The following is a 22,011-nucleotide window of genomic DNA, read 5'->3' as shown; positions in this document are numbered from 1 at the left end:
CGCAGATAGATAGGGCGCACAGCCGTTGAGAACATCGTGTTTCCAGCCCGCTGCACGCCCTATCGCGCCGGGGTCAGTTTGAGGCTTGGGACGCTCCGCATTCCGGGCAGAAGGCTGGCCGCGCACCCTCGAAGCGCACTCCGCATCCGCCGCAGAACGAGGCCACTGCGGCAGCCTTCGGGCGAGGCTGACCGCATGTGGGACAGAAGTTCGTGCGGTTCGTTGTTGAGCAGTCCGCGCAGTTCCATTCGGTTCCAGTGGTGGGGATGGCAGCTCCTGCGGCCATCTGAGCCTGGTTGGAGGCCGAAGCTGCTTGGGTGAAACCACTACCGGCCTGCATGCCGATGCCAACTCCTAAGAGGGCGGTGCCCGCACCTGCCTCGTTTGATCCGGCGGCCTCAATACCGCGGGCGACGCTGCCTTGAACGTAGCCCTCACGGAGGGAGGGGTCTTGGAGGGCGGCGCCCTTGGAACGCATGTCGATAATCTCGCGGGAGGCGTCGTCGTAGCTCAATGCGGCAATACCCACCGAGCATACTTCGATGCCTCGACGCTCTCGCCACTCTTGATCGAGTGCTTCGCGCATGTAGCGTGACAGTTCCATCGCTTTCGAGGTGACTTGAGAGATGCGCACTCCATCAACACTCATTTGGTTGATCGCGCTTTGCAGGGCTTCAAGGAATTCCGCCATGTACTGCTCTTGAATGTCATTGATGTGCACATGGCTGGCATTCCGTGCGATCACTTCGCGGTAGAACAGGATCGGGTCGGTGATTTTGATGGAGAAGGTTCCGTGGCATCGCAAGAATAGCTCGGCGTTGTAGAAGCTATCGAAGTAGTTAATGGGGTTGGGGGTTCCGAAACGAATGCCCTTGATTTCTTGGAGATTGACGTAATAAGCCTGCTGTTTCCGAGGTGTCACGCCGCCGAACCTGAAGCGTTCGAAGGTGTCACGGACGCTGGCCTCAAGTTGGCCGACCATGACTGAGGGCGAGCTTGAGGTGTTGACGGTGTAGACGCCAGGTTCGGCGGTGACGTCGACGATTGCGCCGGAGTCGACGAGGAGCATCGCCTGGTTGTCATATACGTGAATGCGTGATCCGGAGGAGATGACATCTTCGGTACCCGCATTGACGCCGTTAGAACGCCCTGCGCCCTTGAGGCGTGAGCCTTTGGTGAAGACAACGCCTTCTCCCATGTTTGCAGCTTCAATGACCTCGAGCCACTGGTCTCCCAGGCCACCGAGAACAGCGTCTTTGCCTGCTCGCAGAACGTCACCTGCGGTAAAGGATTGAGGCGTTTGGTCAGTGACACGTTCGAGCCCCATGAGATCTCCTTAGAAAATGGAATGATGGAAGGCGGCGAGGCAGCGCGCGGGTTTTTCTGGAACGGGTGGCTCTGCGTGGCCGTCTTCCTAGAATTCTTCCAGATTTGCCCGCTCTGCGGAGGCAGTTCACAAATTGTTTAAGTCGTTCCTCACAAGTGAGGACTGCTCTGCCTCTAAAATGAATTCTGCTGCCCGAGGCACGCGTCACTGCTACATCAGAATTTCGGAGCATCACACCTATGGCCGCTACCTCCTATAAATGTCCCTCCTGCGGAGCCTCCATTGAGTATGTGGTGACATCACGAATGATGCATTGTGCCTTCTGCCTGTCACAATTCACGCCCGCACAAGTCGAGGCCGCCCACAATCCTCCCACCGCCAACACGACGCCACCCGCCACCGCTCCTCGTCAACGAGGACGAAGCCTAAGCACAGGCGAGGAGCACAGGCCACAGCAAACTCCACAAACGCCCTCGCCAGTGGAAGAGGTCGACCCCCTAAAGGAGGTCGAGTGGACCGAACCACCCGAAGAAGACCTCGTTTGGACATTACGCGAGGGGAAGGCCCTCAGTGCGCGGGACAAGGAGGCCCTGTCCTCGTGGGAATGTAATTCCTGCGGCGCTCATGTGATCTCTGACCGGACGCTGCTCTCGACCCGTTGTGGTTACTGCAACAGCACCCTGGTACAAAGTTCTTCCAGCATGGACGCCCCTATGCCAGAACTCATCATCCCCTTCTCTATCGACCGCGACGCAATGGTGAAAGCCTTCCTTGAGTCAACGAAGGGACGTTTCCTTCTTCCTCGCCGTTTCAAAGACGAGGCCCTCATCCGCCAAGCTCAGGGGACCTATGTGCCGTTCTGGATGGTTGAGGGCGTCATCACGGGCACCTTCCTCTTTTCAGCCTCCGACACCTGGAAGGAACGCGAACTCACAAAGACCGTGACCACCACCGATGAATATGTGGTCACACGAAAAGCACATTCGGGCTTCAAATTCCTTCCGGTATGCGCCGATAGCGCTTCAGTTCAGCGTCGTATCCCCGTAACTCCAGCATTCACTCCCGACGCCTTCGTTCCTTTCCAAGGCGCCTACCTCGCTGGCTACATCACGCCGAATGTGTCGGTGTCTGCGGAAAAGGCAAAGCTCTCCGCAAAGGTTGAGGCAGATAGCGAGTTTTCTTCCCGTGTCCGCAACTCGGTCCGCCACCAGGTCGTCTCGTTACGACGCAAAACGACACACCTCACGCATCCCACGATCACCTACACCATGATCCCGTTATGGTTCCTCAATATCGAGTACCGCGGCAGCACCTATGAGTATCTGATTAACGGTTACAACGGCGAAGTGACCGGGCACTACCCTGTCTCGGTGCTGCAAAAACGCAGCATTATTGGCGCTTGCAGTGCCGCAGCGACGGTCGCAGCGCTATGGCTGGGCGACATCGTCACCCAAGTAGTTCTCAATATGTTTGGAGTGTAAGACCATTGACTCCCACACATGTGCCTCGGTGGCATCGACTTTTCCTCAGCCTCGGCCTGGCGTTACTGCTCGTCACTATCCTTCCGCTGACGCAGCCAACGGCAGCGTATGCCGCCACTGCCGACCAGGAGCGCCTTCTGTACGACGATGACGAAATCTTTACTCCCGCACAGGAAAGCATTCTTAATCGCGTTTTAACCGACGTTTCGCGCAAGACCCAGATGCAGATCAGCGTCGTCTTCTCCCCTGTCAAGAACGGGGATGTCGCTGGTAGCGCCGCCCAGTACTTTGACAGTCGGGGCCTTGGGTATGGCTCTCGCCGAAACGGGGTGCTTCTCTTCGTCTCGGTCGCTTCGCGAGACATGCATCTCCTGTCGAATGGGAGAGCTCACGATATCCTGCGCCGCGAGGGACTTCGTAGAATTGGCACGACCACTCGCCCGTTTCTCAGTAGATCCGACTGGGTTGATGCTGTTAAAGCCTTTGCCAAGCAAAGCGAGAGGGAACTCTCAGCCTATACGAATCGGTCTTTGATTTTCCCTCGCGATCCGCTCGAAGCACTGCCGCCCCTCATCATCGCGCTGATTGCTTTCTTCGTTGCGAAGCACTTCGTGACCGCGAACCTGGAAAACCGTGTGTCGCAGTCAAGATCCCTCCCCCAGAAGGCCAAAGCAATCGTGATCTCCTTTGGGATAGATGAGCAAAACGAAAAGTTGATCCGGTCGAAAGAAGAACATGACGACATCCCCGTTTATCATTCCTACTTCGATGACGATGACTCGCCTCGCTCCTCCTTCTGGAGTGGCTCCTCACGTTCTTCTTCTGGATCCTCCTCCTTTCGAGGATGGTCATCATCGAGTTCATCACGTGGAGGCTTCTCCTCGAAGTTCTAACGCCTCCTAGGCGCATGTCAAAGGCTGGGGCTCACCTCTATGAGGTGAGCCCCAGCCTTTGATGCAGGAATGAACGCTGAACGACTTTTTACGCTCTGCTCGCTTCACTCACCATTGAAGGTGAATTCACGCTCCAGGCCTTCGCCCTTGACGCCGACGGTGACGACCTCGCCGGGCAGGATCTCACCGAAGAGGATGCGCTCAGACAGAGCATCCTCAATGTCGCGCTGGATAGCGCGACGCAGCGGGCGAGCGCCGAGGACGGGGTCGAAGCCGCGGTCGGCCAGCAGCTCGCGGGCCTCGTCGGTGATCTGCAGCTTCATGTCCTGAGCTTCCATGCGCTTGGCGAGGGAGGCGATCATCAGATCGACAATCTTGGTGATCTGCTCCTTGGTCAGCGGCGGGAAGACAACAACCTCGTCCACACGGTTGAGGAACTCGGGGCGGAAGTGCTGCTTGAGTTCCTCGTTGACCTTGGCCTTCATGCGGCCGTAGTCGTGGGCCAGGTTGTCGGTGGACTGGAAGCCGGTGAGCACACCCTTGTTGATGTCGCGGGTGCCCAGGTTGGTGGTCATGATGATGACGGTGTTCTTGAAGTCCACCTTGCGGCCCTGCGAGTCGGTCAGGCGACCTTCTTCAAGGATCTGCAACAGGGAGTTGAAGATGTCCGGGTGAGCCTTTTCAACCTCGTCAAAGAGGACGACGGAGAAGGGACGACGGCGCACCTTCTCGGTGAGCTCGCCACCCTCGTCGTAGCCGACGTAGCCCGGAGGGGCACCGAAGAGGCGCGAGGAGGTGTGCTTCTCGGAGAATTCGGACATGTCGAGCTGGATGAGGGCATCCTCGTCGCCGAAGAGGAACTCTGCCAGGGCCTTGGCCAGCTCGGTCTTACCAACGCCGGTGGGGCCAGCGAAGATGAAGGAGCCGCCGGGACGCTTGGGGTCTTTCAGGCCAGAGCGGGTGCGGCGAATGGATTGGGCCAGAGCCTTGACGGCTTCCTCCTGGCCGATGACGCGCTTGTGCAGTTCGTCTTCCATCTTGAGCAGCTTCGCCGACTCGGTCTGAGTGAGCTTGAAGACGGGGATACCGGTGGACATGGCCAGGACGTGGGCGATTTCTTCCTCGCCGACCTCGGCAATTTCATCGCGGCTGCCGCCGCGCCATTCGGCTTCCTTGGTCTTGCGTTCCTCACCGAGTTTTTGCTCCTCGTCACGCAAGGACGCGGCCTTTTCGAAGTCTTGATCGTCGATGGCCTGTTCCTTATCGCGGCGGACCTGGGCGATCTTCTCATCCAGGGCGCGCAGCTCGGGGGGTGCGGTCATGCGCATGATGCGCATGCGGGCGCCGGCCTCGTCCATCAGGTCGATGGCCTTGTCGGGCAGGAAGCGGTCGGAGATGTAGCGGTCGGCGAGCTCTGCGGAGGCTTGGATCGCGGCGTCGGTGATGATGACGCGGTGGTGGGCCTCGTAGCGGTCGCGCAGTCCCTTGAGGATATTGACGGTTTCCTCAACGCTGGGTTCTTCGACCTTGACGGGTTGGAAGCGGCGCTCGAGGGCGGCGTCCTTTTCAATGTACTTGCGGTACTCGTCGTTGGTGGTGGCGCCGATGGTTTGGAGTTCGCCGCGGGCCAGCATGGGCTTGAGCATCTGGGCGGCGTCGATGGAGCCTTCGGCGGCGCCGGCGCCCACGAGGGTGTGGAGCTCGTCGATGAAGAGGATGATGTCACCGCGAGTGCGGATTTCCTTGAGGACCTTCTTCAGGCGTTCTTCGAAGTCACCGCGGTAGCGCGAACCGGCCACGAGGGAGCCCATGTCGAGGCTGTAGATCTGCTTGTCTTTAATGGTTTCGGGCACGTCGCCAGCGACGATCGCCTGGGCGAGGCCTTCAACGACGGCGGTCTTACCGACGCCAGGTTCACCCACGAGCACGGGGTTGTTCTTCGTGCGGCGGGAGAGGACCTGCATGACGCGCTCCATTTCGGTGCGGCGTCCGATGACGGGGTCGAGCTTGTTTTCGCGGGCGGCCTGGGTGAGGTTGCGGCCGAATTGCTCAAGGATGGCCGAGGTCGTCTGGCCGGGCACGGAGGAGGCGCCAACGCCGACGGCTTCGCGGCCTTCGCCCTCGCCACCACGCTGGTGGCCTTGGAGCAGGTGGATGACGGTTTGGCGCACCTTTTCGAGGTCGCCGCCGAGCTTGATAATGACCTGGGCGGCGACGCCTTCGCCTTCCTTGAGGACGCCCAGGAGCAGGTGCTCGGTGCCGATGTAGTTGTGGCCGAGTTGGAGGGCTTCGCGCAGGGAGAGTTCGAAGACGCGCTTGGCGCGGGGGGTGAAGGGGATGTGGCCTTCGACGGGCTTTTCGCCCTTGCCGATAATGTCGATGATGGCGTCGCGGACGGCGTCGCCCTTGATATCGACGCTGTCGAGGGCCTTGGCGGCGACGCCCTCGCCCTCGGTGATGAGGCCCAGGAGCAGGTGCTCGGTGCCGATGTAGTTGTGGTTGAGTCCGCGTGCTTCGTCGCGAGCGAGGACGACGACGCGTCGAGCTCGGTCGGTAAACCTTTCGAACATGGGCTCTCCTTCGTGTGTGTGCACTGCGCTCTCTGGCGAGGTTCCCCGCAGCTGCGCCCTCGTTCAACGAGGTCGTAGCGGCGGCGCGTGTCCGCTTGAAAGCGGGGCTTTCGTGCGGGCGGGCGTGGCCGGTGGGCCTGAACCGGGTGGCAGGGCGAGTACAGTGCGCCTGTCTGAGGTCAAGCCTAGGGGCTTTGTTCGCGCGCCGCGTTCGTGTTCACTGTTGGCGGAGAGGCGACATGGCTCCTGGTGTCGTCTGTGTGGGGGTTGGCGGGTGCGGTGGGGGTTGATGGGCGCGTGAACTCTTCCGCGTCCCTTGACCCCAGATGTAGCAGGTGTGCTACATTCTCCCTATCGACATGTAGCACATGTACTACATAAGAAAGGGGAGAGACATGCTCATTGACGTCAACAATCTTGAGTTCTCCTACGGATCAACGCCCGTCCTCCAGGGGGTGAACCTCCACGTCCAAGCCGGAGAGGTCGTCGCCATCCTCGGCCCCAATGGCGCAGGCAAGACAACCCTCATTGAAAACCTCATCGGCACCTACGCCCCCGCCGCAGGCAGTGTGCGCGTCCTTGGTATCAACCCGCGTGAAGCCGACAACGCCTACTGGTCAAACCTTGGACTCGTCCAACAGCAGTGGAATGACCACCGTAAATGGCGGGTCTGCGACCAGCTCGAATGGGTGCGCAACGCCCACCTCAACGGATCTTCCAGCTCCCCCACCCGCGAACCGCGCACAGTGGACGAGGCCCTCGCCGCAGTTAGCCTCGTCGACAAGAAGCACGCACGCCTGGGCAAACTGTCGGGCGGACAGCGCAGGCGCATTGACTTCGCTACCGCCACCATCGCTCACCCCTCGCTCCTGATCCTTGACGAGCCCACCACCGGCCTTGACCCTGCAGCGAAGGCGCAGATTCACGATCTGATTAGCGCAGAGGTTGACGCCGGTGCGACAGTTCTGGTGACCACTCACGATCTGGCCGAGGCAGAAAAGATTGCCTCGCGCGTGGTTATCCTGGCCGGCGGACGCATCATTGCGGACGACACCCCCTACGGCTACCGCGAGAAATACACGCATCATGCGGAGATTCGCTGGCGTGAAGACGGACGCCCACAGGTCCATTCCTCGACCACGCCCGAGGATTTCGTCCGCGAACTCCTCGGTCGCAATGACGCAGACATCACGGCACTGACAGTCACACGCCCCACCCTTGAAGATGTGTACCTGCGCATGATCGGTGAACGTTCGCTCGTAAGCGACGAGGCTGCCGCCCTCAGCAGCCCCACATTGGCAGGCGAGGCACAGCCCACCACGAAGGAGTCCCAGGCATGAGCAGCATTATCCGTACCGCCCTCACCCAGGCTCGCGCTGACCTGCGCGCAGTGTTCTTCTCCCCTGCGGTTATTGGTGTCCTGCTTGGCCCTGCCTTCATTCTGGGGTGGGCCTACTACCTGTCTGACCGGGTAAGCGACGATATGCCGCTCAGTGTTGGGGGCTTCATGCTGGTCAGCACCATTGGCGTTTTTTCAACGATGATCGTCATGCAGCTCTCCTCTGAAATGTCCTCTGAGCGTCTTGACGGCACCCTTTTGCGTGTGCGCACCCTGCCGCATGGGGCGCTCTCGTGGGCGATTGGGAAAACCCTGTCGAATGTGGTGCTCCAGGGCATTTTGCAAACCGTCATTATGGTGGGCGCGTTCCTTTTACTGCCGCCCCTGGGGATTAGCGGCTCGCAATGGCTTGTCACCATTGGCCTTGTGCTCTTCACAATTTGTGCCACAGCACCTTTAGGCTTCATGGTCGGCGCCCTGGCGCGGGGCGTGTACTCGCAGATGTTCCTCTTCTTTGGGACGATGATCGTCGTGGCGACAAGTGGAGCATTCTTCCCTATCACCATTTTGCCCACCTGGCTGCAATACCTTCACATGCCTTTGCCGTTCTACTGGGCTGGCCACCTGAGCCGCTGGGTCCTGCTGGGAGCCGATGGAGCATCGTATGACTTCGCAGGAGGTTCCCAACCCTTGTTGGCCGCCGGTATTTTGTTGGCGTGGATGATTGGCGGCTTTGCCCTGGCAACGTGGAGTATTAACCGCTCCTTCCGTAAACTTTCCCTGTCAAGCTTGGCGTCAATGCAATCCGCAATGCGTTCCCAACTGGGTGTGTGAGCCCGTACGGAAGGAGAGGTGATGGAGGAAAAGGTCCTCAACCGTATCGCCAGCCTCCGTAAGGAGCGCAATATTTCCCGCCGCGAACTCGCTGCCGCTCTTGGCGTCCACTATCAAACGGTGGGTTACCTGGAGCGCGGCGAGTATTCGCCCTCCCTCGCTGTGGCCTTACGCCTCGCGGCGCTCTTTAAGGTGCCGGTAGAGGCCATCTTTTCCCTGAGCGAGAATGAAAGCGAGGGCGAGGGCGAGGGCGAGAACCCCGCTTAGCGGCAAGTGGCAGCGAGGCGGGTGATTGAGTGGCGGACATGCCCCCGCAGAATGTACTCAATCTGGCGCACAAAAGCCTCAGGTTCAATGTGCATATCATTGGCGAGCCAATGGAAAAGGTGGCCAAGGATTGTCACCGTATAGTGGTCAATGACCATGTCTTTATCCTCGGGGTGCAGGTGAGGTTTATCCTCCTGCTCGCCTGGGGATGTCCCTGGATCGCTGGTCAGTTGGGCGACGATCGCGACCATCATGGGGCGCAGAGCGTGGAAAAAGAACTGCTCAAGCTCCCTGTGGCTCAGTGAGTTCACAACCGCGTAGGTCTGGACTTTGTTGCGTTCAAGGTATTCGAGCATTTGGCAAAATCCGGCAGACCACTCTTCGTAGCTGGCGTTGGAGAGGATGCGGTCGGCCACCTCTTGGCGGAATACCCATACGGCTAGGGCGTAGACGTCCGCGAAGTGGTAGTAGAAGGTTTGCCGCTTGATGCCTGCGGCTTCACACAGGCCAGAGACGGTAATTTTCGCCAGGGGCATCTGGGCAAGTTGTTGCCGTAAAGCAGTGGCTAAGGCCATGCGGGTGTGTTCTGCCGACATGTGTCTTCGCCTTTCGTGTTGCCTGCATTCCACTTTAGGCCCCCTGAGCTGCTGATGGTTTCGCTGCTGCCGTTTCAGCGCGTCACTTTCGTGCAGCTCAAATGGGCTGCGCCCACGACCTTAGTCCCCTTTTTCCTCTGACGAGGCTGCCGCTTTTACCTCGTTCAGCCGAAATTCTGACACTTTCGCGTGTGTGTCAGTATTAGCACCCGCTGAGGGAGCCCTACATTCATGGCATCCCAGCAACGACATGTCGGCCGTTGCGTGACAGCGAGGTGGAAAAATGTTCCTCTTTGAGTCGATTCCTTGGTATTCCTGGGTGGCGTGGTGTGTTGTCCTCGCCGCCCTCATTGGGCTGAACGAGGTCTCCCGCCGCTGGCGTTGGGCGGGCTGGTTCTTCTTCATTGTCGTGCCGATCGTCTGCACGATCTTCGTGTGGCCCACTACCGCTAATCCAGCGACTTCGTCCACAGGCACCTGGTTCCACTGGGTGAAGGTCTACTCGGCATTGGCTGGCTGCCTGGGCTTCATGCTGTTGCGCTACCACCCGAAGATTGCGGCGAAGAAGGCTGCGTTGGTTTTCCCGCCCGCCATTTTGGCTATCAATATCCTTGAAGCCTGCATCCGTGACTTCGAAGTGGGCACGATGGGAGCCAATGGCATGGTGGATGGCGTGTTCATGGTGTCTGGCTCGTGGAACTACATGAATGGCATTGCCGGGATCATTAATCTGCTGACAATCTGCGGCTGGTTCGGCATCTACATCTCGAAGGATTCCTCTCAGGACATGATGTGGCCTGACATGCTGTGGTTCTGGATTATCGCCTACGACTTGTGGAACTTTGCTTATGTCTACAACTGCGTGGGCGACCATTCCTTCTACGCTGGCGCTGCTTTGCTGATTTCCTGCACCATCCCAGCTTTCTTCATGAAGAAGGGTGCTTGGCTGCAACACCGCGCCCACACCCTAGCGTTCTGGATGATGTTCACCATGGCGTTCCCAGCTTTCGTCACGGACTCGATGTTCGCTGTCGAGGCGTCCCACAACCCCACAGCACTCTTCACCGTGTCCCTGGTTGCTCTGCTGGCGAATATCGCGGTGGCGGTCTACCAGATCTATGTGATTGTCTCGCGCCGTCTGAATCCGCTCACGGATGAGCTCTACACTCATCTTCCCCAGTACAAAGAGGTTGTTGCTGCCACGAAGTAACTGACCTGATGACTGTGGCCCGACACGCAGAATGCGTGTCGGGCCACTTGTTTCAGCAGTGCTGAGCTCAGCTCAGAACCCTGTTGAGGTGATTAGCCTCAGGCGCGGCGGCGTGCAGCTGTCAGTGCTCCCGCGCCGAGCAGGACCACCAGGCCAGCGCCGAGTGCGAGGACATCGGTCTGGGCGCCGGTGGCGGCGAGCTTCTTCGAGGTCTGAGCATCCTGCTTGCCCTTGGGGGCAACGTCCTTGCCAGTCTTTCCGTTGTTCGGCGGCACCGGGGTGGTAGCAGTGTCGGGGCACTTGACGGTCACGGTCAGGCCGGCTGCAGTGGGAATGTGTGTGCCCAGTTCGCTGGTGACGGTGACGGGAAGTTCAGCGGTCTTAGCGCCAGCTGCGCACACCTTCGCCGGATCAAAGTCGATCTTCACGGGCACGAGTGCCTGACCAAAGCCGTCGGTGGTGATGATGGCGGTGGGCAGGTTTGGCGTTGCTTCCTGGATGCTGTTGTTGACGCTTGCGCTGCCCTTGGCCGAGCCGACCATGACGGTGACGTTTTGAGCCTGGGCGCCAGCGGTGAAGGACAGGCTGCGCAGGGCGAAATCGACCTGTGCGCCCTGTTCAACGGTGCCGGTGGGCAGGATGATGCCGGTTGCACGCTTGAGGGTTGAGGGGGTCAGCGTGCCAGCCTTGGAGAGTTTGCCGAGGTGGCGGGCGATGACGTCACGATCGAGTTCGCCGGTGCGCACAACTTCGGAGGACTTCGGGAAGTAGGAGTCGCCGCCGTTGAGGACGAAGTCGGTCGAGCCGACGATGTAGGTGGCCTCCGGGTCCAGGGGTTTTCCGTTGATGAGGACGGAGGTGATGCGCTCGCCCATGGGGCGGGTGGCATCGTAGGTGTAGGTGACGTTGGAGGAGGTCGCCATGCGCAGCAGGGGACGGGAGTTTGCGCCCGTCTGGGTGGTCCACTGGTTTTCGAGTGCCTGCTTGAATTGTGCGCCGGTGATTTCGCGGTAGGCGGAGTAGTTGGAGAAGGGGGCGAGGTTGAAGACGTCCTTGACGGTGACGGCGCCGCCCTTCTGCTTGAGGTCGGAACGCAGGCCGCCGGCGTTGGTGACGCCGAAGTCGACGGGCTTGCCTTCCTTGGTGGTGATTTCCTTGTGGAAGGCGTCGGCGACGAGGTTTCCGACTTCGGATTCGGTGCCTCGGTTCTCGGTGGCTCCCTTTCCTTCGACGTCGTAGGTGCCGCGTCGGAAGTCACCGGTGGCGTTGTCGGCGAGGACTACTGCGCCCAGGGGCTTGGATTTCTCGATGTAGGTGTTGATGACACCTGCGATGGGAGAGTTGGTCAGGCAGTCGCTGCCTTCAACGGCCTTGACGACGGTTTCTGCCTTGATGAGCTTGGCGTCAGCGGAGAGGACCTTCTTGGCTGTCGTGTCGTAGGTGAGGGTGACGAGGCCAAGGTTGTCGGTGTAGGAACCGGAGGCGACGCCAGCGAGCAGGGGGTTGACGGATTCAAGGGTTTCCTTGGAGTCAACGTGGTCGAATTCGTAGGGGCGGTGGGTGTCTCCACCCATGAGGACGTCGACCTCAGCGGGCATGCGCGAGTAGTTGCGGCGCACGTCGTCGTCAAGCATGGCGACAACGACGTCGGCCTTACCTTCGGCCTTGAGGCTCTTGGCGAGGGCGGCGAGCTTGGGGTGGGGGTCGTTGAAGGTGATGCCTTCGATGGCGCTGGCGGGCAGCTTTGCGGGGGCGTCGTCGGCAATGACGCCGATGTAGGCGACCTTCACTCCGGCGATTTCCTTGATGACGTAGTCGCCGAGGTAGGGGGTGTCGGTGCCGTAGGTGCCCATGCCGTCAACGTTGGCCCCGAGGTAGGGGAATTCGAACTTGATGTAGGCGGGGTCGGTACCGTCGATGCGCTTCTTGAGGATGTCCTTACCGGCGTCGAATTCGTGGTTGCCGATGGTGGAGGCCAGGGGGCGCATGAGGTTGAGGGCGGCGACAACGGGGTTATCGTTGAGGGAGCCGGATTCAAAGGTGGAGGCGCCGATGTTGTCGCCGAGCAGGGTGAAGGACTTGTTGGGGTTGGCGTGGGCCTCCATGTAGCACTGCATTTCGGCCAGGCCGGCTTCCTTGATGGCGCCGCGGTCGATTCGTTTGACGAGGCGTCCGTGAATGTCAGTGAGGTTGAAGAGGTCGAGAGTGACCGTGGTGGCGGGTGTCGCAGTGGTCGGCTGTGCGGTGGAGGTGGTCGTCTCGGCCGCAGTGCTCGGCTGTGCGGCGGGGGGTGTCGTCTCGGCCGCAGTGCTCGGCTGTGCGGTGGAGGTGGTCGTCTCGGCCGCAGTGCTCGGCTGTGTGGTGGAGGTTGTCGCCTCGGCCGCAGTGCCGTCGTTGCCGTCGGCCAGTGCTGCCACAGGGGTCGCGGCCACGGCGAGGGCTGCGGTGAAAGCGACGGATCCGCGCAGAATCCGATTCTTCATTGAATGTCCTTCACGTTGATAGGGAACTCTTTTGTTAGGCTTTGAATATGCCTTCGTTTAGGCTAACAAACCCTTGGGCAGCCGAAAAGTCCAGGTCAGAGGCAGTTCATTGAGACATTGAAAGAGAGGGAGGGGTGGGGTAAGAGGCCCCACACCCAGGCGCTTTCCTCTTCGATTCGGCAAATTCACAGGGACATGGCAAACTATTAGGGCTGCCCCGTAAGCATCAGTGTTGACTCGTTCATCCCTGCATCTCTGTGCGCAGCGCGCCACCTTAGCTCAGTTGGTAGAGCACCCGCCTTGTAAGCGGACGGTCGCGGGTTCGAGTCCCGCAGGTGGCTCCGCCCATCGTCCCAAGACCTTCAGTTCTTTTGGGGCTCCGTTTGCCCCCTTCTCCCGTAGTGCCAGGCTGTTGCAGTGCCGATATGCGCTTGCACAGAAGCTCTCGGGGGTGTGCACAGATTTTCACGGGCGCTCTTGTCACCTCGCGTAACTCAGCCTCTATCACAGGCTTTGGGGGGCTGAGGCCCTTCCTCGCCTGTCAGAGATCACAGCACAGCGGCCTTTTCTCCCTGTCTTTCACTCCCGGGATACGGGTCTCCCATGCTACGTTCAGATAAGACCTCGCTGTTTTTCAGCGTGTCGAAGAAATTATTCGCAGATTGCAGGAGACCTCATGTCTTTCCCTGACGGCCAGCCCCGCCCTGATGAAACTCCTTCAGATCAGGAGTTTCCCCCGGTTCCCGAACAGCCTCAGCCTGAGATGCCCACGGAGGCAGAGTCAGCAGCCGAGCCGGTAGTTCACCAGGACCCCTTCGTAGCTCCCTCCGATCAGGCTCCGGAGGCTCCTCTCACTCAGCCTTACGCCGCTCCCTATGCGTCCGGCCCCTTCGCCACGGCTTCTGAGGAACCGGCGCAGCCCGCCACCCCCTACGCTTCCGAAGAACCGGTCGCTCCGGCAATGCCCGAGGCTCCGGCCCCCACTGAAGCTCCCTACGGCGTTCCTCAGGATCAGCCCTATGGTGCACCTGAGGCCGTTGCTTCCGCTCAGTTCTCCGAGCAACCCCAGCCCACGCCCTACGGTGCCCCGCAGGCTGCTCCTTATGGCGCTCCCCAAGCTGGCCCTTACGCTACGCCTCAGGCTGCTCCCTATGGCGCTCCGCAGGCCGCTCCCTATGGCGCCCCGCAGGCCGCTTATGGCGTTGCCCCTGCGGGCGCTACCAAGCCGCTGTCGGCGCTTGGCATTACCGCCCTCGTGATGGCCGTTATCGCCATCCTGCTGAGCTGGATTCCCTTCATCAACCTGCTCAGCTACCTGCTGGCGATTCCGGCTCTGGTCATGGGCATTATTGCGATTGTGAAGAGCGGCCCTCAGGGAGCGACGCGCGGCCGCGGTATTGCGATTGCCGCCACCATCATTTCCGTACTGGCACTCATTCTCACCTTTGCTCTGCAAGCCCTTTACGCTAGGGCCCTCACTGAGTTCGGGAACGACCTTGAGAAGCTTCAGCAGCAGATTGAGCAGCAAGCCAACGAGGCTCCCACGACTGAGCTTGCTCCTGAGGGTGACGCTCCTGTCACTGCACCCGATGGTGGCAGTGGCATGGTTGCCGAGGCTGAAGGCGACATTGACGAGGGTAACTACCACATCAAGCTGCTCTCCATGTCGAAGTCGGTCAACGATTACGAGGGCAACGCCACTGCTGCCCTGACCTACGAGCTGACCAATCAGCGTAAGGACGGGGAATACAACATGTTCGACGTCCAGATCAAAGCCTTCCAGAACGGTATTCAGCTCAAGACCGCTGTCTACTCCCAGGAAGTGCCTGAGGGCTTTGACTACAAGGATGTCTTCTTGGAGCTCAAGCCTGGCGCCACCCACACCTTCGTGACGGGCTTTGTCCTGAGGGATCCCTCAGCACCTGTGCTCATTGAGGCTGAAGGCCTCTTCACCGAAGGCATGGTCACGAAGGAATTCCCCCTCAATTGATGAGCGCTCAGGTGTCACCTTCGTAGCTTTCATGCTGCTGTCACACCAAGGCGGGTGGGAGAAGCAACGCTTCTCCCACCCGCCTTGTGTTGTGTGAGGCCATGACCTGCGCCGCAATGCCTATTTCACGCCAAGTTCCTTGTGGATGGTGGCGATGACGGCATCGGGGTCCCAGCTGGACAGTTCGATCTTCTTCTTGCCATTGGCGACAAACTCTGGGGTGAAGAAGCCCTCACGGCCCTCAACCGTGGTCGCTTTCCACGTCTCGCCCGCCTTGGTGAGGTATTCTTCGGCGGCGTTGACTGGGAAGGTGGCGACAACGTCTTCGGGGACGCCGACGCCTCGGGCGAGTTCACGGACCTGTTCTGCTGATTTGTCGAGGTCGCCGACGATGCGCCCTTCCCCTTTGGCCGTCTGGTCGACGAAGAATGCCATGAGGGCGTGGTGGAAGTCCAGCCACTGATCGGGAGCTTTTTGGGCGACGACGAGGGAGGCGCTGACCGCTGGGAGCTGGTAGAGCGCGTGTCCGCTGACGGGCTGGTAGGCGACGTTGTATTTGCCATCCTTAATGCCTTGCGCGATCTGCTCCCCGAAAAGGGTTTCTGCCTGGGCGCAGGCTCCGCAGGAGTAGTCGAAGTACTCGCTGAGGGTCGGTAGTGCAGGGTCGGCCTCGCCGATGCCCGTGGGGGATACGACGATGGGTCGGCCATCAGCGTAGATGCCGAGGGCGGCAGCGGGGTCGACATTGGCTGCTTCGTTCTGGGCCTGCACCTGCTGACTAATGACGTAGGCGACGACCGCGATCACGGCCACCACAATGCCAAGGACGGAGCCGATAATGTAGGTGCGCACTTTTTTATCTGCGCGTTCTTGGGCGGCGCGAAGCTGCGCTGCTTTCTCGCGGGTAGCGGCAGAGGCCGCACTCGTTGGTGATGCGGTTTTCTTTGACATATGACGAAGCTACTCCTCCGCACCCCCTTTGCACTAGTCCGATCCACCTTTCCGCCCTATCGCTCTGGCAGCCCTGGCAGCACCGACAGCCCTGGCAGCCCTGCCAACTTCTGCCTCAGCACGCCCAACTGACAAGCCAGGTTCCGAGGTGGAGCGCATAAACAAAGCGGGGCAGGGTGTTCCCCACCCTGCCCCGCCTGCGGGCTCCCTCGTCAGCTATGCCAAGGAGGAAAGGCTCAACGTCTTCACTTCACACCCAGGCCTTCACGGAAGGTGGGCAGCATCTGCGCGGGGTCGAAGGAGGTCAAGTCAACCTTCTTCTTGCCGTTGGCGATGAATTCAGGGGTGCCAAAGCTGTTGGGGTCGCGGCCTTCGAAGGTCGCGGCCTGCCAGGCGTTCGTGCTGGCGGTCAGGTATTCCTCGGCGATGTTCTTCGGGAAGGTCGACACGAGGGACTCGGGCACGCCCACGCTCAGAGCGATTTCACGCACCTGCGCAGCAGACTTGTCCAGGTCACGCACGACGGTGCCCTGACCGGCGTTGTACTGCTCGGCGAAGTAGGCCATGAGCGCGTGGTGGAGGGCCGTCCAGTGTTCGGGGGATTCCTTCGCGACGATCAGCGAGGCCGTGGTCGCAGCGTACTGGTAGGGTGCTTCGACGGTGTTGACCGGCTGGAAGACGATGTTGTACTTGCCTTCCTTGGCGTCTGCGACGAGTTCTTCTCCGAAGCCAACTTCAGCGTCTGCGCACACGTGGCAGGAGTAGTCGAAGTAGTCGGTAAGGATCGGCAGGGAGGGGTCGGCCTCGCCAATGCCCGCAGGGGACAGCACGATAGGTGATCCGTCAGCGTAGGCTCCCAGGACAGCCTTGGGGTCAACATTGTTGATCTCTGCGTCTGCCTTGACCTGCTGGGTGACGACCACGGCGACGACGGCAACGATGGCGAGGACGATGGCGGAAACGGAGCCGATAATGATGGCTCGCATCCTCTTGTCGGCGCGTTCTTGCTCCTGTCGCATCTGCTGAGCCTTGGCGCGAACGGCGTTTGTGCCGGTGGGCTTCTGAGACATGAAGATCCTTCCAGAAATAAGTTACTGGAACACACTAGCGAATTGCTCTGGGCCAGCGCGTGTTATGTGATGCACGCTGCGCTTGCTCGCCCCTGTGGCCGGGGTGTGTGCGCGTCGACTACGGGTGGGTTTATCCCCATGGCGCGGTGGCTGCGGTGGTGACGCTCCAGGTGGCGCCGATGACGCTGAGCAGCATGAGGACGAAGATGACGCGCGCCCAGGTGGGAGGCAGTGCGGCGCGAGCGATGGTGGAGATTCCTTCGCGTAGGGAGTCACCTGTGGGCATGGCCCATGTGGCCAGGGTGACGAGGGCGCTGAGGCCGTAGAGGGTGAGGACCACTGGCTGGGAGTCTGTCATGGTGAAGATGGCCAGCGGCTGGCTGCTTTGCAGCAGTGTGAGGGGCAGCCAGGCGTCCACGACGGCGATCTGTTGGAGGTAGGGGTGGGCGAGCCACCAGATGAGGATGCTCATGCCGACGCCAAATGCGGCGCCGACGGCGAGGGTGAGGGCGCTCCAGAGCAGGAGGAGTGGGGATTGGAGGGCGACGATCCAGTAGTCGGAGCGTCGGGGCGCCCCGTAGAGTGCGCTGCGTTTGAACAGGGTTTTGCGGATGGCTCCGGGCAGGGCGAGGGCGAGGAGGATGATGCCCATGGCGATGGTGCCATTCGTGCCGAGCAGGATGGGCAGCATGGCGATGGTGAGCATGAGGGCCAGTCCCACAAGGGGCGTGGGTCGGGCGCGTGTGCTGAGGGCGGGACTTTCGGTGTCGATGGGCGCCCATGTGGGGCCGTGTGCCTCGGGCAAGTACGCGGGGTAGCCCTCATTGACGAGGTTCCCGCCTCCGGGGTCGTGCGAGAGGGTCGACTGGGGTGGGGCGTAGTTGTATCCGGGGGCTGGTGGCGCCTGGAGAGGGGGTGCCTGGAGAGGGTGCGCCGCGTAGTGGGTGGCCTGCGTGGTGGGGAGGATGGAGGTTTGCGCGAGGCTGGGTGCCGGTGGCCGGTTGATGGGCGGGTCGTAGGCGGGGAGGATCGTGGTGGCGTCCTCGGGGGTGGTGTGTGTGCTCGCCTGGGGAAGGACGGCGGTGGCCTCGTCTGACGAGGCGCCCCCGGGCTGAGGATGCGGTGCGTGCGCGGGTAGGACGGCGGTGGCCTCGTCAGGGGAGGTCTGGCCCTCAGCGTGAGGATCCTGCGGCGTGGGCGGGGGGACGAATTGCTCGCGGTGGGTGAGGCTCCACATCACCTCTTCGGGGGTGGAGCGCACGCTCGGGTCAGCGACGAAGGCGGCGGTAAAGATGCTTGCCAGGTCGGCGGGCAGGCCCAACACGTCGGGGTCTCCTTCGAGGACGCGACGCATGACGGCCTCTTGCGCGCCCCCACCAAAGGGCGGTCGGCCGGTGGCTGCTGTCAGGAGAGTCGCGGCCCACGCCCACCAGTCGCTTTCTTCACTGGCGCCCTGGCCGCGCAGGAGTTCTGGGGAGGCGTAACCAGCGGTGCCCGATACGAAACCGGTGACCGTCAGGGGGTCATCGTCGCTGCTCTGGGCGATTCCGAAGTCGATGAGGACGGGCCCGCGCGGGCTCATAATGACATTGCCTGGTTTGACGTCGCGGTGGACGATTCCGGCGGCGTGGACGGCGCTGAGGGTGGCGTGCAGGGTGTGGGCCACTTCGATGACCTGATCGAAGGGGAGGGCGCCGTGACGGAGGAGGGAGGACAGGGTTGGGCCCTCGACAAATTCTGAGACGATGAAGGGTTGGGCGTCGTCAACTTCGACGTCGAGGACGTGGGCAACCCCATCGCTGCGGACCGCGTTGACGGTTTGTGTCTCACGGATCAGACGCTTGCGTGCCTGTTCACTGTGGGCGAGGGCGGGGTGGAGGAGTTTGAGGGCAACGCGCATTCCGCCCTCATCTTCAGCGAGCCAGACTGTTCCAGCTCCGCCGATACCGAGGCGTTCAATCAGGCGATATCCACCTAGCCATTGCCCTGTTTCCACACCGACAACCCTAGCGGGAGAGGAGGCACTGTGTGGCCGTAGCGTGGCAGTGCCTCGGGATCCTTTGTGGTGGCTCGCCTCATCCCACCCGTACTCGTCAGACAAATATGCTCTGAAAAGCGCGATTTGTCAGACAAAAGTCGCTGTCCATTTTCTCTCATTCACCTAGATAAGACGGCCCGCACATGCTAGTTTGATTCTCGTTGAGGTTCGCATCCAATCTTCGAAGATGGAGGTCGGATGAGTGCTGCGGCCGCCCTGGTGAAGACGCCAAGGTGACATCTCTACTACGGATCGTCCGGCACGTACCTGCCGGTGGAGGGAATTAAATAATGGCAACCGTGTCCTTCAAGAAGGCAACCCGCATCTACCCCGGTGCAGACAAGCCCGCCGTTGATGGCCTCGACCTTGAAATCGCCGACGGCGAATTCCTGGTCCTCGTGGGCCCCTCGGGTTGCGGCAAGTCCACCTCCCTGCGAATGCTCGCAGGCCTCGAAGACGTCAACGCTGGTCAAATCTTCATTGGCGACCGCGATGTGACCGACGTCCAGCCCAAGAACCGTGACATCGCCATGGTCTTCCAGAACTACGCCCTGTACCCGCACATGACCGTGCGCGAAAACATGGGCTTCGCTCTGAAGATCGCCGGCACCCCCAAGGAAGAGATCAAGAAGCGCGTCGACGAAGCTGCCCGCATCCTTGACCTCGAACCCTACCTGGATCGCAAGCCCAAGGCGCTCTCCGGCGGTCAGCGCCAGCGTGTGGCTATGGGTCGCGCCATCGTGCGTAAGCCCCAGGTGTTCCTCATGGACGAGCCCCTGTCCAACCTGGACGCCAAGCTGCGTGTCCAGACCCGTACTCAGATTGCCTCCCTGCAGCGCGAACTCGGCGTCACCACCGTGTACGTCACCCACGACCAGACTGAAGCTCTGACCATGGGCGACCGTATTGCCGTGCTCAAGGACGGCCTGCTCCAGCAGGTCGGCACCCCGCAGGAAATGTACGACACTCCCGCCAACGACTTCGTCGCAGGCTTCATTGGCTCCCCCGCCATGAACCTGGGCAAGTTCGACGTTGAGGGTAATGTCGCCAAGCTCGGCCCCGCTCGCGTGCCCCTGTCGGCAGCGACCGTGTCAGCGTTGGTTCCTGAGGACGGCGGACAGATCACCATCGGCTTCCGTCCTGAAGGCCTTGAGGTTGTTCCCGAAGGTGAAAACACCATTCCGATCGAAGTGGACTTCGTGGAAGAACTGGGTTCGGACGCCTTCATCTACGGTCACCTGGCAGGCGGCCACGGTGAAGCCCTGGGCTCGGGTGAGGAAGGCAAGGGCGGTCAGCTGATCGTTCGTGTTCCTCCTCGTACTGCTCCGGCTCGCGGCGGCATCATCCACACCCGCATCCTGCCCGGCCAGCAGCACAACTTCTCGGCCTCGACCGGCATGCGCCTTCCCGAGTGAGTTGCTGACCTTGAGCTGATCGCTTGAGAGACCCCGGGGGTGCCCCGTCCACACGGACGGGGCACCCCCCTTTTCTTCGTCTCCATGTGCAATTCAAGTAAAGGGTGCGACAATAGAAGGCATGGCAAACGCTATGGAGATTACTGCGGCAACAGTTGATCCTGCACTCCTTGACCTCCCCTGGGAGGTCCCCCTTTCCCAGTGGCCCACCGATATTATTGCGGCCCTCCCACGCGGCCTTTCCCGCCACGTGGTGCGTTTTGTCAACCTTTCTGACCGAGTGATTGCCGTCAAGGAAATTGGCGAATCTGTAGCCCATAAGGAGTATGAGCTCCTTCGCGACCTCCACCGTCTGGATGCTCCTTCAGTCATTCCCACCGCTGTCATCACGGGACGACGCTCCCCCGACGGCGAAGAATTGAACGCCGTCCTCGTCACTGAACACCTGCAGTTTTCCCTGCCTTACCGCGCACTCTTCAGCCAGTACATGACCCCCGACACCGCTAAACGCCTTATTGACGCCCTCGCGGTACTGCTGGTCCGTCTGCATCTGCTGGGCTTTTACTGGGGCGACGTGTCCTTGTCCAATACTCTCTTCCGCCGCGATGCCGGCGCGTTTTCGGCCTACCTCGTCGATGCGGAAACCGGTGAACTCCACCCCGCCCTCACACGCGGCCAACGCGAATACGACGTCGACCTGGCGCGCACGAATATCATCGGCGAACTCATGGACCTGCAGGCCGGATCCTTCTTCCCCGAAACGGAAGACCCCATTGAGGTGGGCGACCGTATTCGCAGCCGATACGAGGAACTATGGCGTGAGCTCACCGAATCGGAATCCATCGAAGCGAACCAGCGCTGGCGCGTGGCCGAACGTATCCGCAGACTCAACGACCTGGGCTTCGAGGTGGGCGAGCTGACCATGACCTCCGACGTGGATGGCACGCGCCTGCTCATCCAACCCAAGGTCGTTGACGCCGGCCACCACCACCGCAAGCTCATGCGCCTGACCGGCATGGACGTGGGCGAACTCCAGGCCCAGCGTATGCTCAATGACCTGGAAACCTTCCGCGCCATGACGAACCGGGCAAATGTGCCCCTGGAGATCGCCGCCCACGAGTGGATGCGTGAAGTGTTCGAACCCGTCATTAAAGCCATCCCGCCGGAATTGGCGCGCAAGCTTGAGCCCGCGCAGGTCTTCCACGAGTTCTTAGACCACCGCTGGTTCCGCGCCCAGCAGGCCGGGCATGACCTGCCCCTGTCTGAGGTCATCGAGTCCTACGTGCAGACCGTGCTTCCCACCAAGCGCGACGAGGCTCTGCTCCTTGACCCCGGTGATGGGGTGGACACCTCAGAGTATCCGGCGTTGGGTGGGGATTTTGCCGCCATGTTTGATGCCCCCGAGGATGACGAGGTCTTGCCCGTTACCCCCGACTGGGAGTGACGCTGGGCTTGGCGCGGCGCACATTTACCCATGCGCCCCCGCGGCGGGCAGACTTTTGCTGCCATCCCCGACGAGGGCGACTGACCCCCGCAGGGTCAAGCGT

16 protein-coding genes and 1 tRNA gene are annotated in these 22,011 nt (G+C 61.0%); 10 read left to right on the top strand and 7 right to left on the bottom strand.

Going from position 1 to position 22,011, the window contains the following annotated elements; genetic code table 11:
- Positions 1–73: 73 nt before the first annotated feature.
- Positions 74–1,327: an SPFH domain-containing protein gene (locus HWX48_RS02845; protein WP_175954493.1), complete on the bottom strand. Its 1,254-nt coding sequence runs from the start codon at positions 1,325–1,327 to the stop codon at positions 74–76.
- A 713-nt stretch (positions 1,328–2,040) separates the two neighbouring features.
- Between HWX48_RS02845 and HWX48_RS02840 the strand changes: the two genes are divergently transcribed.
- Together HWX48_RS02840 and HWX48_RS02835 are read left to right on the top strand one after the other, a co-directional pair.
- A complete protein-coding gene (locus HWX48_RS02840; RefSeq protein ID WP_175954491.1) occupies positions 2,041–2,808 on the top strand; it encodes a hypothetical protein in 768 nt (255 codons plus the stop codon).
- A 5-nt stretch (positions 2,809–2,813) separates the two neighbouring features.
- Positions 2,814–3,701, top strand: a complete 888-nt coding sequence (locus HWX48_RS02835) for a TPM domain-containing protein (protein WP_175954489.1) — start codon at positions 2,814–2,816, stop codon at positions 3,699–3,701.
- Positions 3,702–3,805: 104 nt separating this feature from the next.
- Here the strand turns inward: HWX48_RS02835 and HWX48_RS02830 are convergent, their stop codons facing one another.
- Entirely contained in the window at positions 3,806–6,271 is a 2,466-nt protein-coding gene (locus HWX48_RS02830; RefSeq protein WP_175954486.1) for an ATP-dependent Clp protease ATP-binding subunit, read from the bottom strand.
- 395 nt (positions 6,272–6,666) lie between these two features.
- Here HWX48_RS02830 and HWX48_RS02825 point away from each other — a divergent pair, with 395 nt between their 5' ends.
- Genes HWX48_RS02825 through HWX48_RS02815 form a run of 3 tightly spaced genes read left to right on the top strand, consistent with a single transcriptional unit; the run spans position 6,667 to position 8,711 of the window.
- Positions 6,667–7,611, top strand: coding sequence for an ABC transporter ATP-binding protein (locus HWX48_RS02825; protein WP_175954485.1), 945 nt, complete (start codon positions 6,667–6,669; stop codon positions 7,609–7,611).
- The gene (locus HWX48_RS02820; protein WP_175954483.1) at positions 7,608–8,444 is read left to right on the top strand and encodes an ABC transporter permease; all 837 of its coding nucleotides are present in this window, start codon (positions 7,608–7,610) and stop codon (positions 8,442–8,444) included. The genes HWX48_RS02825 and HWX48_RS02820 overlap by 4 nt, the downstream gene beginning before the upstream one ends.
- 21 nt (positions 8,445–8,465) lie before the next feature.
- Positions 8,466–8,711: a helix-turn-helix transcriptional regulator gene (locus tag HWX48_RS02815; protein WP_175954481.1), complete on the top strand. Its 246-nt coding sequence runs from the start codon at positions 8,466–8,468 to the stop codon at positions 8,709–8,711.
- Here the strand turns inward: HWX48_RS02815 and HWX48_RS02810 are convergent.
- Positions 8,708–9,307: a TetR/AcrR family transcriptional regulator C-terminal domain-containing protein gene (locus HWX48_RS02810; protein WP_175954479.1), complete on the bottom strand. Its 600-nt coding sequence runs from the start codon at positions 9,305–9,307 to the stop codon at positions 8,708–8,710. The genes HWX48_RS02815 and HWX48_RS02810 overlap by 4 nt on opposite strands.
- Positions 9,308–9,590: 283 nt before the next feature.
- On the opposite strand from HWX48_RS02810, the gene HWX48_RS02805 reads away from it, so the two are divergent.
- A complete protein-coding gene (locus HWX48_RS02805; protein WP_175954477.1) occupies positions 9,591–10,517 on the top strand; it encodes a DUF5692 family protein in 927 nt (308 codons plus the stop codon).
- A gap of 98 nt (positions 10,518–10,615) precedes the next feature.
- Here HWX48_RS02805 and HWX48_RS02800 read toward each other — a convergent pair whose 3' ends face one another.
- Positions 10,616–13,000: a bifunctional UDP-sugar hydrolase/5'-nucleotidase gene (locus HWX48_RS02800; protein WP_175954475.1), complete on the bottom strand. Its 2,385-nt coding sequence runs from the start codon at positions 12,998–13,000 to the stop codon at positions 10,616–10,618.
- A 268-nt stretch (positions 13,001–13,268) separates the two neighbouring features.
- Here HWX48_RS02800 and HWX48_RS02795 point away from each other — a divergent pair.
- Positions 13,269–13,341 (top strand) — tRNA-Thr (locus HWX48_RS02795).
- Between the two features lie 335 nt (positions 13,342–13,676).
- On the top strand, positions 13,677–14,990 hold the full coding sequence (locus tag HWX48_RS02790; RefSeq protein ID WP_175954473.1) for a DUF5067 domain-containing protein: 1,314 nt from the start codon (positions 13,677–13,679) through the stop codon (positions 14,988–14,990).
- Between the two features lie 120 nt (positions 14,991–15,110).
- Here HWX48_RS02790 and HWX48_RS02785 read toward each other — a convergent pair whose 3' ends face one another.
- The 3 genes from HWX48_RS02785 to HWX48_RS02775 form a co-directional block, all read right to left on the bottom strand.
- Entirely contained in the window at positions 15,111–15,941 is an 831-nt protein-coding gene (locus HWX48_RS02785; RefSeq protein ID WP_175954471.1) for a thioredoxin domain-containing protein, read from the bottom strand.
- A 245-nt stretch (positions 15,942–16,186) separates the two neighbouring features.
- Positions 16,187–17,011, bottom strand: coding sequence for a thioredoxin domain-containing protein (locus HWX48_RS02780; protein ID WP_175954469.1), 825 nt, complete (start codon positions 17,009–17,011; stop codon positions 16,187–16,189).
- A 130-nt stretch (positions 17,012–17,141) separates the two neighbouring features.
- The gene (locus tag HWX48_RS02775; RefSeq protein WP_175954467.1) at positions 17,142–19,007 is read right to left on the bottom strand and encodes a serine/threonine-protein kinase; all 1,866 of its coding nucleotides are present in this window, start codon (positions 19,005–19,007) and stop codon (positions 17,142–17,144) included.
- Positions 19,008–19,339: 332 nt separating this feature from the next.
- Between HWX48_RS02775 and HWX48_RS02770 the strand changes: the two genes are divergently transcribed.
- Positions 19,340–20,464 (top strand): ABC transporter ATP-binding protein, encoded by a 1,125-nt coding sequence (locus HWX48_RS02770; RefSeq protein WP_175954465.1) that lies wholly within the window; start codon positions 19,340–19,342, stop codon positions 20,462–20,464.
- A 121-nt stretch (positions 20,465–20,585) separates the two neighbouring features.
- A complete protein-coding gene (locus HWX48_RS02765; RefSeq protein ID WP_175954463.1) occupies positions 20,586–21,908 on the top strand; it encodes a DUF4032 domain-containing protein in 1,323 nt (440 codons plus the stop codon).
- The last annotated feature ends 103 nt before the right edge of the window (positions 21,909–22,011 follow it).

The sequence above is a fragment of the Schaalia sp. Marseille-Q2122 genome, assembly GCF_903645355.1.
GTDB lineage: Bacteria > Actinomycetota > Actinomycetes > Actinomycetales > Actinomycetaceae > Pauljensenia.
Note: the sequence above shows the minus strand (reverse complement) of the source record. Positions and strands in the feature narration are given on the sequence as shown.